Annotated in this window: 10 protein-coding genes and 1 riboswitch; of the genes, 6 read left to right on the plus strand and 4 right to left on the minus strand. The window is 74.7% G+C overall.

Annotated features, from left to right (window positions below; all coding sequences use genetic code 11):
* Positions 1-94: 94 nt before the first annotated feature.
* Entirely contained in the window at positions 95-769 is a 675-nt protein-coding gene (locus KME75_RS33205) for a 4'-phosphopantetheinyl transferase family protein (protein ID WP_219418901.1), read from the plus strand.
* 179 nt (positions 770-948) lie between these two features.
* Positions 949-2,277: a DNA polymerase IV gene (locus KME75_RS33210; RefSeq protein ID WP_308283307.1), complete on the plus strand. Its 1,329-nt coding sequence runs from the start codon at positions 949-951 to the stop codon at positions 2,275-2,277.
* 129 nt (positions 2,278-2,406) lie between these two features.
* On the opposite strand, the gene nhaA is transcribed toward KME75_RS33210, so the two are convergent.
* Positions 2,407-3,747, minus strand: coding sequence for a Na+/H+ antiporter NhaA (nhaA, locus tag KME75_RS33215; protein ID WP_219418902.1), 1,341 nt, complete (start codon positions 3,745-3,747; stop codon positions 2,407-2,409).
* 43 nt (positions 3,748-3,790) lie between these two features.
* Here nhaA and KME75_RS33220 point away from each other — a divergent pair, with 43 nt between their 5' ends.
* Both KME75_RS33220 and KME75_RS33225 read left to right on the plus strand, forming a co-directional pair.
* On the plus strand, positions 3,791-4,321 hold the full coding sequence (locus tag KME75_RS33220; RefSeq protein WP_219418903.1) for a DsbA family protein: 531 nt from the start codon (positions 3,791-3,793) through the stop codon (positions 4,319-4,321).
* Positions 4,322-4,382: 61 nt separating this feature from the next.
* Positions 4,383-5,114, plus strand: coding sequence for a DUF998 domain-containing protein (locus tag KME75_RS33225; protein WP_219418904.1), 732 nt, complete (start codon positions 4,383-4,385; stop codon positions 5,112-5,114).
* A gap of 106 nt (positions 5,115-5,220) precedes the next feature.
* On the opposite strand, the gene cobT is transcribed toward KME75_RS33225, so the two are convergent.
* The 3 genes from cobT to cobN are packed head-to-tail and all read right to left on the minus strand — an operon-like array spanning position 5,221 to position 11,379.
* Positions 5,221-6,939: a nicotinate-nucleotide--dimethylbenzimidazole phosphoribosyltransferase gene (gene cobT / locus KME75_RS33230; protein ID WP_219418905.1), complete on the minus strand. Its 1,719-nt coding sequence runs from the start codon at positions 6,937-6,939 to the stop codon at positions 5,221-5,223.
* Positions 6,926-7,663: a precorrin-2 C(20)-methyltransferase gene (cobI, locus tag KME75_RS33235; protein ID WP_219418906.1), complete on the minus strand. Its 738-nt coding sequence runs from the start codon at positions 7,661-7,663 to the stop codon at positions 6,926-6,928. Before cobI ends, cobT begins: the two co-directional genes overlap by 14 nt.
* Positions 7,660-11,379 carry a cobaltochelatase subunit CobN gene (gene cobN, locus KME75_RS33240; RefSeq protein ID WP_219418907.1) on the minus strand — a complete coding sequence of 1,240 codons (3,720 nt, stop codon included), beginning with the start codon at positions 11,377-11,379 and terminating at the stop codon, positions 7,660-7,662. The genes cobI and cobN overlap by 4 nt, the downstream gene beginning before the upstream one ends.
* A gap of 32 nt (positions 11,380-11,411) precedes the next feature.
* Positions 11,412-11,525, minus strand: a riboswitch (cobalamin riboswitch).
* 162 nt (positions 11,526-11,687) lie between these two features.
* On the opposite strand from cobN, the gene KME75_RS33245 reads away from it, so the two are divergent.
* Together KME75_RS33245 and KME75_RS33250 are read left to right on the plus strand one after the other, a co-directional pair.
* Positions 11,688-13,274 (plus strand): alkaline phosphatase D family protein, encoded by a 1,587-nt coding sequence (locus KME75_RS33245; RefSeq protein ID WP_308283309.1) that lies wholly within the window; start codon positions 11,688-11,690, stop codon positions 13,272-13,274.
* Positions 13,275-13,434: 160 nt separating this feature from the next.
* A partial coding sequence (locus tag KME75_RS33250; protein WP_219418908.1) for a serine/threonine-protein kinase occupies positions 13,435-14,656 on the plus strand: 1,222 nt, incomplete at its 3' end.

The following is a 14,656-nucleotide window of genomic DNA, read 5'->3' on the forward strand; positions in this document are numbered from 1 at the left end:
AACCGGGTGCCCCCCCCGGGTTGATCCGATCGCCGGTGCCGCCGGCCCCGCGTCCACGGGGCCGGCGGCACCTGGTGCGTGCAAGCATGTCCCGGTGACGCTGCGACCCGTGCACGTGTGGTGGGCCGCGCCCGTCGCACCCGCGGCGGCACCGGCGCTCGTCGCGCTCCTCGACGCCCACGAGCGCGAGCGGCTCCACCGGTTCCGGCGGCCCGCCGACCAGGGCCGGTACCTGGCCGCCCACGCGCTCGCCCGCCTCGTGCTCGCCGGCGGGCGCGACCCCGCCGACCTGGAGTTCGACCGGACGTGCCGGTGCGGCGAGCAGCACGGCAAACCCGCGCTCCCCGGGGGACCGGAGTTCTCGCTGACCCACGCGGGCGACCTCGTCGGCGTCGCCGTGGGCAGCGATCTGGGGATCGGGCTCGACGTCGAGCAGGTCCGGGAGCTGTCCGACCTCGCGGCGATGGCCGCGCACGTCTGCTCGCCCGCCGAGACCGCGCCGGACGCCGCCGCGTTCTTCACGCTGTGGGCGCGCAAGGAGGCCCTGCTGAAGGCCACCGGGGACGGACTGTCGAGCCCGATGGCCGCGATCACCCTCGACGACCACGGCGTGCGCGAATGGACCGGCGAGAGCACTCCGGCCGGGCCCGTGTGGGTGCGGGACCTGCACCCCGCACCGGGCTACCGCGCCGCGGTGGCAGGCTTCGGGGCGCTCACCCCGGAGATCCGGGAGGCCGACGGCGTCGCGGTGATCGCCGCGGCCCGCTGAGCGACCGGGGCGACTCGCGCGTCGTTTCCGGGCGACTCGCGGGGACCTCCGCGAGTCGCCCCTTCTCGACACCCGAGTCGCCCGGTTCCGACACGCGAGTCGCCCGGTTCAGACACGCGAGTCGCCGGGTTCCGGATGCGCTGGAGCGGACTGTCGGGGGGCGGCGCGAAGATGGTGGCGTGGGCGGGAGGTGGGTGCTGCACCTGGACATGGACGCGTTCTTCGCGTCCGTCGAGCAGCTCACCCGGCCCACCCTGCGCGATCGGCCGGTGCTCGTCGGCGGGCTCGGGCCCCGCGCGGTCGTGGCCGGCGCGAGCTACCAGGCGCGGGTGTTCGGGCCGCGGTCGGCGATGCCGATGGGCCAGGCCAGGAGGCTGTGCCCGCACGCGGTGGTGCTGCCGGCGCGGTTCGGGCTCTACCAGTCGCTCTCGGAGCGGGTGATGGCCGTGCTGGCCGACGCCGCACCGGTACTCGAACCGGTGTCGCTCGACGAGGCGTTCCTGGAGCCGCCGGCGCTGGCGGGAGCCGGCGCCGGGGAGGTCGAGCGCTTCGGGGCCGACCTGCGGGCGGCCGTGCGGGCAGCCACGGGGCTGCCGTCGTCGGTCGGCGCGGGGTCGGGCAAGCAGCTGGCCAAGATCGCCTCCGAGCTCGCCAAGCCCGACGGGCTCCGCGTGGTCGCGCCCGAGGAGCACGAGGCCGTGCTCGCGCCGCTGCCGGTGCGGTCGCTGTGGGGCGTCGGGCCGGTGGCCGAGGCCGGCCTGCGCAAGCTCGGCGTGCACACCATCGGCGAGCTGGCCGCCATGGACCTGCGCGAGGTCACCGGCCTGCTCGGCACCGCCATCGGCACCGAGCTGCACCGGCTCGCCCGCGGGGTGGACGACCGCCCGGTCGCCCCGAGGGGCGCGGCGAAGCAGGTCAGCGCCGAGACCACGTTCGACACCGACCTCACCGCGATGGCGGCCGTGCACGACGCCGTCGCCCGGATGGCGGAGGCAGCACACCGCAGGCTCGTCGCCTCGGGACGGGCGGCGCGCACCGTCACCGTCAAGGTCCGCAGCGCCGACTTCACCACGTCCAGCCGGTCGGAGACCGCGGCCTTCGCGAGCAGCGACCTCGGCGCGCTCACCGTCGTCGCGCAACGACTGGCGCGCGCGGCCGTCCCGGAGGGCGGGGTGCGCCTGATCGGGGTCTCGCTCGCCGGGCTCACCGACGACCCGCCCGCGGCGCTGTTCGAACCGGCCGTCGCCGCACCGGTCGCCGGATCCGTCGCGGCCGCACCGGAGCCCCTCCCCGCGGAGGAGACGGTCGCGGAGCCCGCCGACCGGCCGTGGCGGCCCGGCGACGACGTGCACCACACCGAGCACGGGCACGGCTGGGTGCAGGGCGCGGGCCACGGGCGGGTCACCGTCCGGTTCGAGACGCGCAGCACCGGTCCCGGCCGGGCCCGCACCTTCGCCGCCGACGACGCGGATCTCACCCGCGCCGACCCCCTCGCGAGCCTGGACTGAGACCTTCTCCGCGCGGGCCCGCACCTCGAGTCCCCCGCGGTGACCAAGGCACTGACGTCCCTTGTCGATCTGTCAGGCCGACAGCAGCGCCTTGATCAGCGGGTTTCCGGCCGACGGCGCGGGCGCGGCTCAGGCCGGCGGCCGCCACGGGCGCGGGGGCAGGACCGGCAGCCCGCTCGGCGCGCACTGCCCGCCGCGCTCCCCCGCGAGCCGGAAGATCAGCCAGCCGATCACGCCGGCGAGGATCGACCCGGTCAGGATGCCGATCTTGGCGTCGTTGACGAGGAGCGGGTCGTCGAGTGCGAGGTCGGTGACGAACAGCGCGACGGTGAACCCGATGCCCGACAGCCCGGCGCCGCCGATCAGCTGCCCCCACCGCAGGGTGTCGGGCACCCGGCCCAGCCCGGTGCGCAGTGCCACCCAGGTGCCCGCGGTGACGCCGATCAGCTTCCCGACGGTGAGGCCCACGATGATGCCCCACGTGATGGGCGAGGCGACGGCGGCGGCGAGCGTCTCCCCCGTGAGCACCACGCCGGCGTTGGCCAGCACGAACACCGGGACGATCACGTAGCTGCTCCACGGCTGGATGCGCAGCTGCAGGCGCTCGTTCGGGGAGACGGCCTCGTTCATCGCCGCCTGGGCCGCGAGCGCGCGCTCCGGGCGGGGGTCGACGAGGAAGCTCCCGCCGAGCACCTGCGCCCGCGCCATGTCCCGCGGCCGCGGGGCGTAGGCGTTGACGAGCAGCCCCATCACCACGCCGACGACGCTCGGGTGCACGCCCGACTCCAGCACGGCCAGCCACATCACCACGCCGATGAGGACGTAGATCGGCGTGCGCCAGAACCGGGCGAAGCGCAGCGCGAGCAGCGCGAGGAACAGCACCGCGGCGAGCACGAGCGCGGTGACCTGCACGTCCTCGGTGTAGAAGAGCGCGATGGCGGCCACGGCGCCGATGTCGTCGACGATCGCGAGCGCGAGCAGGAACACGCGCAGCTGGTCCGGGCAGCGCGGGCCGACCAGCGCCAGCACGCCGATCACCACCGCGGTGTCGGTGGAGATCGCGATGCCCCACGCCCCCGCGCCTGGTCCACCGGCGTTGAACAGCAGGAACAGCGCGGCCGGGACGGTGAGCCCGCCCAGCGCGGCGATCGCCGGTGCCGCGAGCGCACGGGCGCCGCGCAGCTCACCGAGCACCATCTCCCGGGAGATCTCCAGGCCGACGCTGAAGAAGAACAGCACCATCAGCCCGTCGTTGACCCAGTGCCGCAGGTCCTCGGTGAGCTCGACACCGCCGACGGAGAACGAGAGCTCCAGGTGCCAGAAGTCCTCGTACCCCCACCCGAGGTTGGCCCACGCGAGCGCGAGCACCGCGGCGGAGAGCAGGAGCACCGCGGATCCGGACTCCGTCCGGAGGAAGGACCGCGCGGCGCGGCTCAGCTCGCCGCGCTCGGATAAGGTCGTGACCACCACGGCGGAAATCCTGCCATCGTGATCGCGCGGCCAGGAGAACGAGATGTCGCTCCACCCTCCGGTCGGCAACTACGACCACCTGCAGGGCGTGCTCGGCGCCGAGTTCACGCTCGTCGAGTACGGCGACTTCGAGTGCCCGTACTGCCGCGCGGCCGCCCCCGTCATCGACGAGGTGCGCGGCAGGCTCGGAGACCGGCTCGTGTTCGCGTTCCGGCACTTCCCGCTGGCCGAGCTGCACCCGTTCGCGCTGTCGGCGGCCGTCGCGGCCGAGGGTGCGGCGCTCAAGGGGCAGTTCTGGCCGATGCACGCGCGGCTCTACGCGGGCGAGGAACCGCACCTCACCCAGGACGACCTGCGCCGCTACGCCGAGGAGATCGGCATTCCACCGGAGAAGGTGGTGTGGCCCGCCACGCAGTTCGTGGAGGACCGGGTGGAGGCCGACTTCAACTCCGGGGTGCGCAGCGGGGTGCGCGGCACTCCCACGCTGTTCGTCAACGGCGAGCAGTACCGGGGCGACATCACCGTCCGCAACCTGCTCGACGCGCTGGTCACGCCCCGCGCCGAGACCGCCTGACCGGGAACAGCTTCTCCCCCCGCGGCGTTCGCATGATCGCGGACGGCGCGCAGGGGGGATCATGGAGACCACGCATCGGCTCGGGAGGCGCTGGCTCGGGATCGGGACGCTGCTGCTGGCCGTGCTCGCGCTGGTGGCCGCCGCCCGGGCGAGCATCATCATGATCTACCTCGGGGTGGCGTTCGTCGACGAGGTGAACCCGGTCTCCGTCCCGCTGAGCTACTACGTGTTCGTCGACGGCGGTGAGCAGCTGTTCGTGTCGGCGGCGGTCGCGCTCGCGGTCGGCGTGCTGGCGGTGCTGCTGGGCATGGCCCGGGCCGGGGTCCGGCTCGCCGGCCGGCCCACCGTGCTGTTCACGGTCTGGGCGCTGTGCCTCGTGCTGGCCGCCGTCTTCCCCACCGACGGCTCTCCCGACATCGAGACGTTCGGCGGGTGGATGCACCAGTTCGCCGGCGCCGGGATCCTGGCCCTGCTGTCGTTCGCCGGGCTCGCCGCCGCGCCCCGGCTGGCCGAGCACCCGTCGTGGCGTCCCGTGGTGGATGTCGTGCGGGCACTGTCGATCGGGGCGGCCGTGCTCGCGGCCGCGTACGTCCTGGGACGGGTGCACGAGGTGGTCCCGGGGTTCCTGGAGTTCGGCGGCGTCGACATCGGCGGCATCCTGCAGCGCATGGTGCTGGCCTTCGACGTGGCCGTGGTCGCGGCGCTCGCCGTGCAGCTGGTGCGGGTGTCGTGGCCGGCCGTCCGGGCCCGCGCCGACCGGCTCACCGACGGGGCGGCGCCGCAGGGCCCCTGACCGGCGTCCCGCCCTCGCTCCCGGTCGCTTCGAGGTGGCAGGAAAGCCACGTTCCTGTCATTCAGCGTCCGGAACGTGGCTTTCCTGACGTTCGGGGCGCTGGGGCTCAACGCTCCTTGTCCGTCACCCCGGCCGCGTCGAACGTCGCCACGTCCTGCATCGCCTGCGCCGCCGCCTGCAGCACCGGCAGCGCCAGCAGCGCCCCCGTGCCCTCGCCCAGCCGCATGCCGAGGTCCAGCAGCGGCTCGAGGCCCAGGTGGGCGAGCGCGTGCCGGTGGCCGGGCTCGGCGGAGCGGTGGCCCGCCACGCAGTAGCCCGTCACCTCCGGCGCGAACGCGGCGGCGGCGAGCGCGGCGGCGCCGGCGTTCACCCCGTCCAGCAGCACCGGGACGCGCAACGCGGCCGCACCGAGCGCGAACCCGGCCAGCGCGGCGTGCTCCAGCCCGCCGAATGCGGCGAGCACGCCGAGCGGGTCGCCCGCGTCGGGCTCGTGGAGGGCGAGCGCCCGGGCGACGACGTCGGTCTTGCGGGCGAGGGTGGCGTCGTCGATGCCGGTGCCGCGGCCGGTCGCCGTGGCCGGGTCGGCGCCGGTGAACGCGCAGATCAGCGCGGCCGCCGCGGTGGTGTTCGCGATGCCCATGTCGCCGGTGACCAGACAGCGGTTCCCCGCCGCGACGAGGTCGCGGGCGGTCTCGATCCCGACCTCGACGGCGGCCCGGGCCTGGTCGCGCGTCAGCGCCGGGCCGGTGGCGAGGTCGGCGGTGCCGTCGGCGATCCGGCGGGGCACGAGTCCGGGAACGGGTTCGAGCGGTGCGGCCACGCCCACGTCCACCACGCACACCTCCGCACCCAGCCGCCGGGCGAACGCGTTGACGACCGCCCCGCGGCCGAGGAAGTTGCCCACCATCTGCGCGGTGACCTCCTGCGGCCACGGCGTCACGCCCTGGGAGTGGACGCCGTGGTCGGCCGCGAACACGGCCACCGCCGCGGGCTCGGGCACGGGCGGCGGGCACTCCCCCGCGATCCCCGCGAGCGTGACGGCGACGTCCTCGACGCGGCCGAGCGAACCGCGCGGCTTCGTCATGCGGTCCAGCCGCTCGACGGCCGCGGCGCGGGCCCCGGCGTCCGGCGGCGTGATCGTGGCGACGGTCTCGGCGACCAGGTCCATCGGTTCCTCCCCGGGCAGCGCCCGCCGTCCGAACGTGTCGTGGTGCACCGCCCAGCGCAACGGCCGCCGCCGCGCCCAGCCCGCCGTGGCCAGCTCGGGCTCGGCCGGGAAGCGCTCGACGTGCCCGACGCACAGGTAGGCCACCAGCTCCAGGTGCCGCGGGAGCCCGAGCAGGGCGGCGAGCTCACGCTCGTCGCCGAAGCTCACCCAGCCGACGCCGAGGTCCTCGGCGCGGGCGGCGAGCCACAAGTTCTGCACCGCGCCCACCACCGAGTACGGCGCCGTGCGCGGCTGGGTGTGCCGGCCGAGGGTGTGCCGCCCGCCGCGGGTCGGATCGCAGGTGATCGCGATGTTCAGCGGGGTGTCGAGGATCGCCTCGACCTTGACCTCCCGGAACGCGGCCGCGCGCGCCGCCGGCAGCGAGGCGGCGTACGCCTCCCGCGCCGCCGTCACGTGCGCGTGCACCCGCTCGCGGACGGCGCGGTCGCGCAGCACGAGGAAGTCCCACGGCTGGGAGAACCCGACCGACGGCGCCGCGTGCGCCGCCGCGAGGACCCGGTGCAGCGCGGCGTCGCCGACGGGGACGTCCGGGAGGAACCCCGACCGCACGTCCCGCCGGGTGTGCACGACGTCGTAGAACGCGTCAGCGGAGTCCATGGCCGCGACCCGTGCGCTTCGGGGGGACGATCAGCGTCGACAGGTACGGGCCCGGTTCCCCCGGATCGAGATCGCGGGCGGCCCGGATGTCCTCGGTCGCGAGGCCCAGCCCGGCGCCGTAGACGGCCTCGTCGAGCCGCCCGGTCTCGCGCAGCACGGCGAGCGTCTCGGGCAGCATCCGGCCGAACTTGTACGCCACCACCGCGTCGAACGACTCCAGGGCCGTCCGGAACCGCTCCGCGCCCGCCGTCATGGGGAACAGCGCGAGCGACTCGCGACCCTCGACCAGGGGTGTGCCGCTGCGGGCGGCGAGGTCCTGCATGGCGGTGACCCCCGGCACCAGCTCGACGGCCAGGTCGCCCACGAGCTCGCGCACGGTCGCGGCGAGGTAGGTGAACGTCGAGTACACGCACGGGTCGCCGATCGTCGCGAACGCCGCGGTGCCGCCGGGGTGCGCGGCGAACCAGTCCGCCACCTGCGCGGCGGCGGCGTCCCACGCCCGCTCCCGGCGGGCGGTGTGCTCGCGGTCGTGCAGCGCGAACACCACCCGCTCGACGCGCCACGCCTCCGCGTAGTGCAGCACGGTCTGCTCCGCGCGTCCCGTCTCGCCGGAGTCGGCGACCGGGACGAACACGACATCGGCCTTGGCGAGCAGGTTGGCGGCCTTGACGGTGACGAGCTCGGGGTCGCCCGGGCCGACCCCGAGACCGATGAGGCGGTTCACTCGGCGCCCTCCAGGTCCCCTTCGAGATCCAGGTAGGTCTGTCGCAGCCGGTCGAGTACGGCGTCGTCGGGCTTGGCCCACATCCCGCGGTCCGCGGCCTCCAGCAGCCGCTCGGTGATCCCGCGCAGCGCCCACGGGTTCGACTTCTCCATGAACGCGCGGTTGGTCTCGTCGAACACGTAGCTCTCGGCGAGCTGCCCGTACATCCAGTCGTCGACCACGCCCGCGGTGGCGTCGTAGCCGAACAGGTAGTCGACGGTGGCGGCCAGCTCGAACGCGCCTTTGTAGCCGTGTCGCTGCATCGCCGCGATCCACTTCGGGTTCACGACGCGGGCGCGGAACACCCGCTTGGTCTCCTCGGCGAGCGTGCGGGTCTTCACGGCCTGCGGCACGGCCGAGTCGCCGACGTACGCCTCGGGCGAGCGCCCGGTCAGCGCGCGCACCATCGCGACCATCCCGCCGTGGTACTGGAAGTAGTCGTCGGAGTCGACAATGTCGTGCTCGCGGGTGTCCTGGTTCTTCGCCGCCACCGCGATGCGCCGGAACGACTGCTCCATGTCCGCGCGCGCCTCGCGCCCGTCGAGCCCGCGGCCGTAGGCGTAGCCGCCCCACACCGCGTAGACCTCGGCGAGGTCGGCGTCGCTGCGCCAGTTGCGGGCGTCGATCAGCGGCAGCAGCCCGGCCCCGTACGCACCCGGCTTCGAGCCGAAGATCCGCGACGTCGCGCGCCGCCGGTCGCCGTGCTCCGCGACGTCCTCGTCGACGTGCGCGCGCAGGTAGTTCTGCTCGGCGGGCTCGTCCAGCTCGGCGACGGCCCGGATCGCGTCGTCGAGCAGCGTGATCACGTGCGGGAACGCGTCGCGGAAGAACCCGGAGATGCGCACGGTCACGTCGATCCGCGGGCGGCCCAGCTCCTCGAGCGGGACGACCTCGAACCCGGTGACCCGGCGCGACGCGTCGTCCCACACCGGGCGGCAGCCGATGAGCGCGAGGATCTCGGCGAGGTCGTCGCCCTGGGTGCGCATCGCGCTGGTGCCCCACACGGTGAGCCCGACGCTGCTGGGGTACGCCCCGGTGTCGGCGAGGTGGCGGGCCACCAGCGAGTCGGCCAGCGCGCTCCCGATCTCCCATGCGCTGCGCGAGGGGATCGCCTTGGGGTCGACCGAGTAGAAGTTCCGCCCGGTCGGGAGCACGTTGACCAGCCCGCGGGTCGGGGAGCCCGACGGCCCGGCCGGGACGTAGCCGCCGTCGAGGGCGTGCAGCACCCCCGTGACCTCGTCGGTGGTGCGCTCCAGCCGCGGCACGACCTCGGCGCACCCGAAGTCCAGCACTGCCACGACGTCGGGGATCTCCTCCCCCAGCAGCTCGGCGCACACCGCGGCGGTGTCGCACCAGCCCCTCGCCTGCACGCCGACGACGAGGGCGCGGGCGACGGCCTCGAGCACGTCCACGAGGTCGGCCCCGGTGACGGCGGGCACGGCTCCGGCAAGGCCGACCAGTCGCGCCAGCCGCCTCTCGGCCCCGGTTGCAGCAAAGTGGCTTTCCTGCAACGACGTTGCGTGAAAGTGGCTTTGCTGCAATTCGGGCCGCTCCCCCGGCGCGGCCAGGAGGGACTGCTCGTCCAGGCCCGCCCACGCCGCCAACGCGCTGCGCAGGCCGGGGAGGGCCTGTCGGCCTCCCCAGACCTGGGTCGCGCGCAGGATCGACAGCACCAGGTTCACCTGGGCCTCGTCCCGCGGCGCCCCGCCGAGGACGTGCAGGCCGTCGCGGATCTGGACGTCCTTGACCTCGCAGAGGTAGCCGTCGATGTGCAGGATGAAGTCGTCGAAGTCGTCCTCGCCCGGCGCGGCGTCCACGTGCAGGTCGTGGTGCAGCTGAGCGGCCGTCACCACCTCCCAGATCCGGGTACGCAGCGCGGGCAGCTTCGCCGGGTCCATCGCCTGCACGGTGGCGTACTCGTCGAGCAACTGCTCCAGCTTGGCCATCTCGCCGTAGGTGTCGGCGCGGGCCATCGGCGGCACGAGGTGGTCGACCACCACGGCGTGCCCGCGGCGCTTGGCCTGCGTGCCCTCGCCGGGATCGTTGACGATGAACGGGTACACCAGCGGCAGCTCGCCGAGCACGGCGTCGGGGGCGTCCTCGGCGGCCAGCCCGAGGCCCTTGCCGGGGAGCCATTCGAGGGTGCCGTGCTTGCCCAGGTGCACCACCGCGTCGGCGCCGAACTCCTGCTCCAGCCACCGATAGGCGGCGAGGTAGTGGTGCGACGGGGGCAGGTCCGGGTCGTGGTAGATCGCCACCGGGTTCTCCCCGAACCCGCGCGGCGGCTGGATCATCAGCAGCACGTTCCCGAACCGCAGGGACGCGAGGACGATCTGGTCCCCGTCGACGTACAGCGACCCGGGCGGTTCGCCCCAGTGCTCCCGGATCCCGTCCGTCAGGCCGGCGGGCAGCGACTCGAACCAGCGCCGGCAGTCCTCGAGCCGCACCCGCGACGGGGCCGCCGCCAGCTGTTCCTCCGTCAGCCACTCGACGTCGTGCCCACCCGCCGCGATGAGCGTGTGGATCAGCTGGTCGGAGTCCTCCGGGAAGTCGCCGACCGTGTAGCCGGCCTCCCGCAGCGCCCGCAGCAGCACCACGGCCGACGCGGGCGTGTCCAGCCCGACCGCGTTGCCCACCCGCGAGTGCTTGGTCGGGTACGACGAGAGCACGACGGCCAGGCGCCGGTCGGCCACCGGCGTGGCCCGCAGCCGGGCGTGCCGCACCGCGAGCCCGGCCAGCCGCGCGGCGCGCTCCGGGTCGGCCCGGTAGACGGGGACGTCGTCGCCGGGTTCGGTCTCCTTGAACGAGAACGGCACGGTGATCAGCCGGCCGTCGAACTCGGGGATCGCCACCTGCATCGCCGCGTCCATCGGCGACAGCGCCGCGTCCGACGCGGCCCAGGTCGCCCGCGAGGTCGTGAGACACAGCCCTTGCAGCACCGGGACGTCCAGCGTGGCGAGCGCGCCCGCGTCCCAGGAGTCCTCCTCGCCGCCCGCGCTCGCGTCCGCGGCCCGGGTGCCACCCGCGGCGAGCACCGTCGCGACCAGCGCGTCCGCCCGGCCCAGCAACTCCATCAGCTCCGGCTGGGCGCCACGCAGCGACCCGCAGAACACCGGCAGCGCGTTCGCGCCGCGCGCCTCGATCGCGTCGCACAGCACGTCGACGAAGGCCGTGTTGCCGGACAGCTCGTGCGCCCGGTAGAAGACCACGCCGACGGTCGGCTTCCCGGGGTCGTGCGCACGGGAGCCGTGCACGCCGAAGTCGGGCATCGCGACCGGTGGCGCGAACCCCTCCCCGGTGAGCAGCACGGTGTCGGACAGGAACCGGTGCAGCTCGCGCAGGTTGTCGCGGCCGCCGGCGGCGAGGTAGCCCAACGCCTCCGACGCCACCCCGGCCGGCACGGTGGACGCGGCCATCAGCTCGGCGTCCGGGGCGGCCTCCCCGCCCAGCAGCACCACCGGCAGCCCGGACGCCACCAGCGCGTCCACGCCCTCCGGCCAGGCCCGGCGGCCGCCGAGCAGCCGCAGCACCACGACCGCGACGCCGTCGAGCAGCGCGGGCAGGCCCTCCGGATCGACCCGCGCCGGGTTGGCGGTGCGGTACAGAGCACCCGAGGACCGGGCGGCGAGCAGCTCGGTGTCGGCGGTCGACAGCAGCAGGACCGGGTGGCCCGTCATGCGTTCCTCCTCGAGGGTCCGCGCCCTCTGTTGCGGGGTCCGGGACGGCAGCGAGTGTCTGGCTCCCGGGGCACCCACCCCGGTGACAGTGGCGGGACCGCGCCGGACTCTCACCGGCTTCCTCCACTGCCGTCCGAGCAGAACTGCAACACACCCGGCGACGCCGGTCAACGCGGCGTGAGGATGCCGACGCCCGGCGCGCCCTTCGCCGAGCCGTGATCCGCCCGTTGATCTCCGTCCGCCGGACGTTCACGATCACCCAACAGGGTGACGGACCGGCACTACTCATCAGAGGAGCGAGGTCTTCAGTGGCAACCCTCAGCAGGCGGCACTTCCTGGGCGCAGCGGGCGCGAGCGCGGCGACGATCGCCCTGTGGTCGGCGGGAATGAGCGCGAGCCCCGCGTGGGCGGCACCGCGGTTCCCCGGCGACCCGTTCCGGCTGGGCGTCGCCTCCGGCGACCCGCTGCCCGACGGCGTGGTGCTCTGGACCCGGCTCGCGCCCGACCCGCTCGCGGTGGACGGCCGCGGCGGGATGCCCGATCGCAAGGTCAACGTGCGCTGGCAGGTGGCCGAGGACGAGGGCTTCGGCCGCGTGGTGCGCCAGGGTCACACGTTCGCCACGCCGGAGCTCGGCCATGCGGTGCACGCCGAGGTCACCGGCCTGCAGCCCGGGCGGGAGTACTTCTACCGGTTCCGCACCGACAACGACTTCAGCCCGGTCGGGCGCGCCCGCACCGCGCCCGCTCCCGGCGTCCGGGTGGACGAGCTCGCGTTCGCCTTCGCGTCCTGCCAGAACTGGTACGAGGGCTTCTACACCGCCTACCGGCACATGGCGGCCGAGGACCTCGACTTCGTGGTCCACCTCGGCGACTACCTCTACGAGTACGGCGTCGGCGCGAACGCCGGCGTGCGGAACATGCAGCTGGACGAGTCCTTCCAGCGCGAGACCGTAACGCTGCCGGAGTACCGCAACCGGTACGCGCTCACCAAGCTCGACGCCGACCTGCAGGCCGCACACGCGGCGTTCTCCTGGATCCAGACGTGGGACGACCACGAGGTCGAGAACAACTGGGCGAACGAGCTCGCCGAGCCCGACCGCGACGGCTTCCCCGACGACGACCCGGCGTTCTTCCGGGCACGCAAGGTCGCGGCGTTCCAGGCCTACTACGAGCACATGCCGCTGCGGCTGCCGCAGCGCCCGTCCGGGGCGAGCATCGAGCTGTACCGGCGCGTCGGCTTCGGCGGCCTGCTCGACCTGCACGTGCTCGACACTCGCTCCTTCCGCTCGAACCAGGTCCTCGACACCACCACCGACGAGCGCCACAACCCGTCCCGGACCATGCTGGGCGACGCGCAGGAGCGCTGGCTGCTCGACGGCGCGGGCGCCTCGGCGGCCGTCTGGAACGTGCTGGCCAACCAGACGCTGATCGCCCAGGCCGACCACGACGCGAACCCGGCGGCGACCCGCTGGGGCAACGACCTGTGGGACGGCTACACCGCGGCGCGGGCCCGGCTGCTCGGCGGCCTGCACGAGCGGCGCGCGCACAACCCGGTCGTGCTGACCGGGGACATCCACCGCAGCGTGGTGTGCGACCTCAAGCTGGACTTCGACGACGAGCGCTCGCCGGTCGTCGGCACCGAGTTCGCCGGGTCATCGATCTCCTCGGCGAAGGACGGACAGCCGACCGACCAGCTGGGCCGGGACTGGCTGGCCGCCAACCCGCACATGAAGTTCCACAACTCCCAGCGCGGGTACGTGAGCTGCCGGGTCACGCCGCAGACCTGGCGCACCGACTACCGGATCGTGCCGTTCGTGACGCGGCCGGACGCGCCGGTCGAGACGGCGGGCAGCTTCGTCGTCGAGGCGGGCCGGCCGGGCGCGGTCCCCGCCTGACCCAGCTCGGGCGCGGCCCCGCGCCCGCCCCGAGGGTCAGGAAAGCCACGTTCCGGACGTTCAACGTCAGGAACGTGGCTTTCCTGACACCCGTCCGCGCCGCCCCGGATTGGGCCGTCGGCCGCTCCCGATCGGGTGAACGGCACCTTAGACTTCGCCGGTGACCCCCGATCACCCCGCGCTGGGCGTCCCGGGCCTGGCGCATCCCGAGGTGATCGGGCAGGGCGGCTACGGCACGGTCTATGCCGTCGACGAGCCCGAGTTCGGCCGCAAAGTGGCCGTGAAGGTGCTGCACGACCGCCTCGACGGCGACAACGTGCGGCGCGCGTTCGTCCGCGAGTGCCAGGCGATGGGGGCGCTGTCCGTGCACCCGCACATCGTCACCGTGCACCGCGGTGGCACGACGGGCCGGGGCGAGCCGTACATCGTCATGGACCTCATGTCGGGCGGGTCGCTCGCCGACCGGATGCGCCGCGAGGGGCCGCTGCCGTGGGCCGAGGTGCTCGAGGTGGCCGTCACCGTGGCAGGGGCGTTGGAGACCGCGCACCGGGCGGGGATCCTGCACCTGGACCTCAAGCCGGCCAACGTGCTGGTGTCGCGCTACGGCGAGCCGAAGCTGGGCGACTTCGGGATCTCGCGGCTCCCCGGCGTCACCGAGACCACGGGGAGCGGCAAGATCCGGGCGAGCGTCGCCTACGCCGCGCCCGAGCGCCTGCTGGAGGGCACCGCCACGCCCGCCGCCGACCTCTACGGGCTCGGCGCCACGATGTTCGCCCTGCTCACCGGCCGTCCTGCGTTCGTCACCGACACGGCGGAGGAGCCGCTCGCGACGGTCGCGCGGATCGTCCGCGAGCCGGTGCCCGACCTGCGCCCGCGCGGCGTCCCCGACCCGGTGTGCCGGGTGGTGGAGCAGCTGCTCGCCAAGTCCCCCGCCGAACGGCCGGCATCCGCGGCCGAGGCGATCGTCGCGCTGCAGACGGCGCAGCGGGCCACCGGACGGGCGGTCACCCGGGCCGTCGTCGACGGGGCGCTGCCCGGCCACGGCGACACCCTCACCTGGGACGCGCCGCCGTCCGGCGCCCGGCCGTTGGTCGGGGAGGCGGCCGCCCTCGAGCTCACCCGGCGGTTGGCGCCGGGCCGGGGCGCCCCGGAGCGCACCCACGTCGGGCCCGTCGCCGGGTTCGCCCCGCCCACGCTCGTGGGGGCGCCGCTCGCGCCGCCCCCGTCGCCGCCCGCGGCACCTGCCCGCTCCCGGCGCCCGGCCGTCCTCGCGGCGGTGGCGGCCGTGCTCGTCGCCGGGCTCGGCGCGGGCGGGGTCGCGCTGTACCTCGCCCAGGACGACGCCCGGCCGACCGGCACCCCGACGTTCGCGGCGGGCCACG

Origin of the sequence: Pseudonocardia nigra, from assembly GCF_019396355.1 — a bacterium.
GTDB classification, from domain to species: domain Bacteria; phylum Actinomycetota; class Actinomycetes; order Mycobacteriales; family Pseudonocardiaceae; genus Pseudonocardia; species Pseudonocardia nigra.

Coding starts and splice junctions, on each gene's coding strand:
- KME75_RS33220 (WP_219418903.1), top strand. CDS start 3,791: ATGTCGCTCCACCCTCCGGTCGGCAACTACGACCACCTGCAGGGCGTG.
- KME75_RS33225 (WP_219418904.1), top strand. CDS start 4,383: ATGGAGACCACGCATCGGCTCGGGAGGCGCTGGCTCGGGATCGGGACG.
- cobT (WP_219418905.1), bottom strand. CDS start 6,939: ATGGACTCCGCTGACGCGTTCTACGACGTCGTGCACACCCGGCGGGAC.
- cobN (WP_219418907.1), bottom strand. CDS start 11,379: ATGACGGGCCACCCGGTCCTGCTGCTGTCGACCGCCGACACCGAGCTG.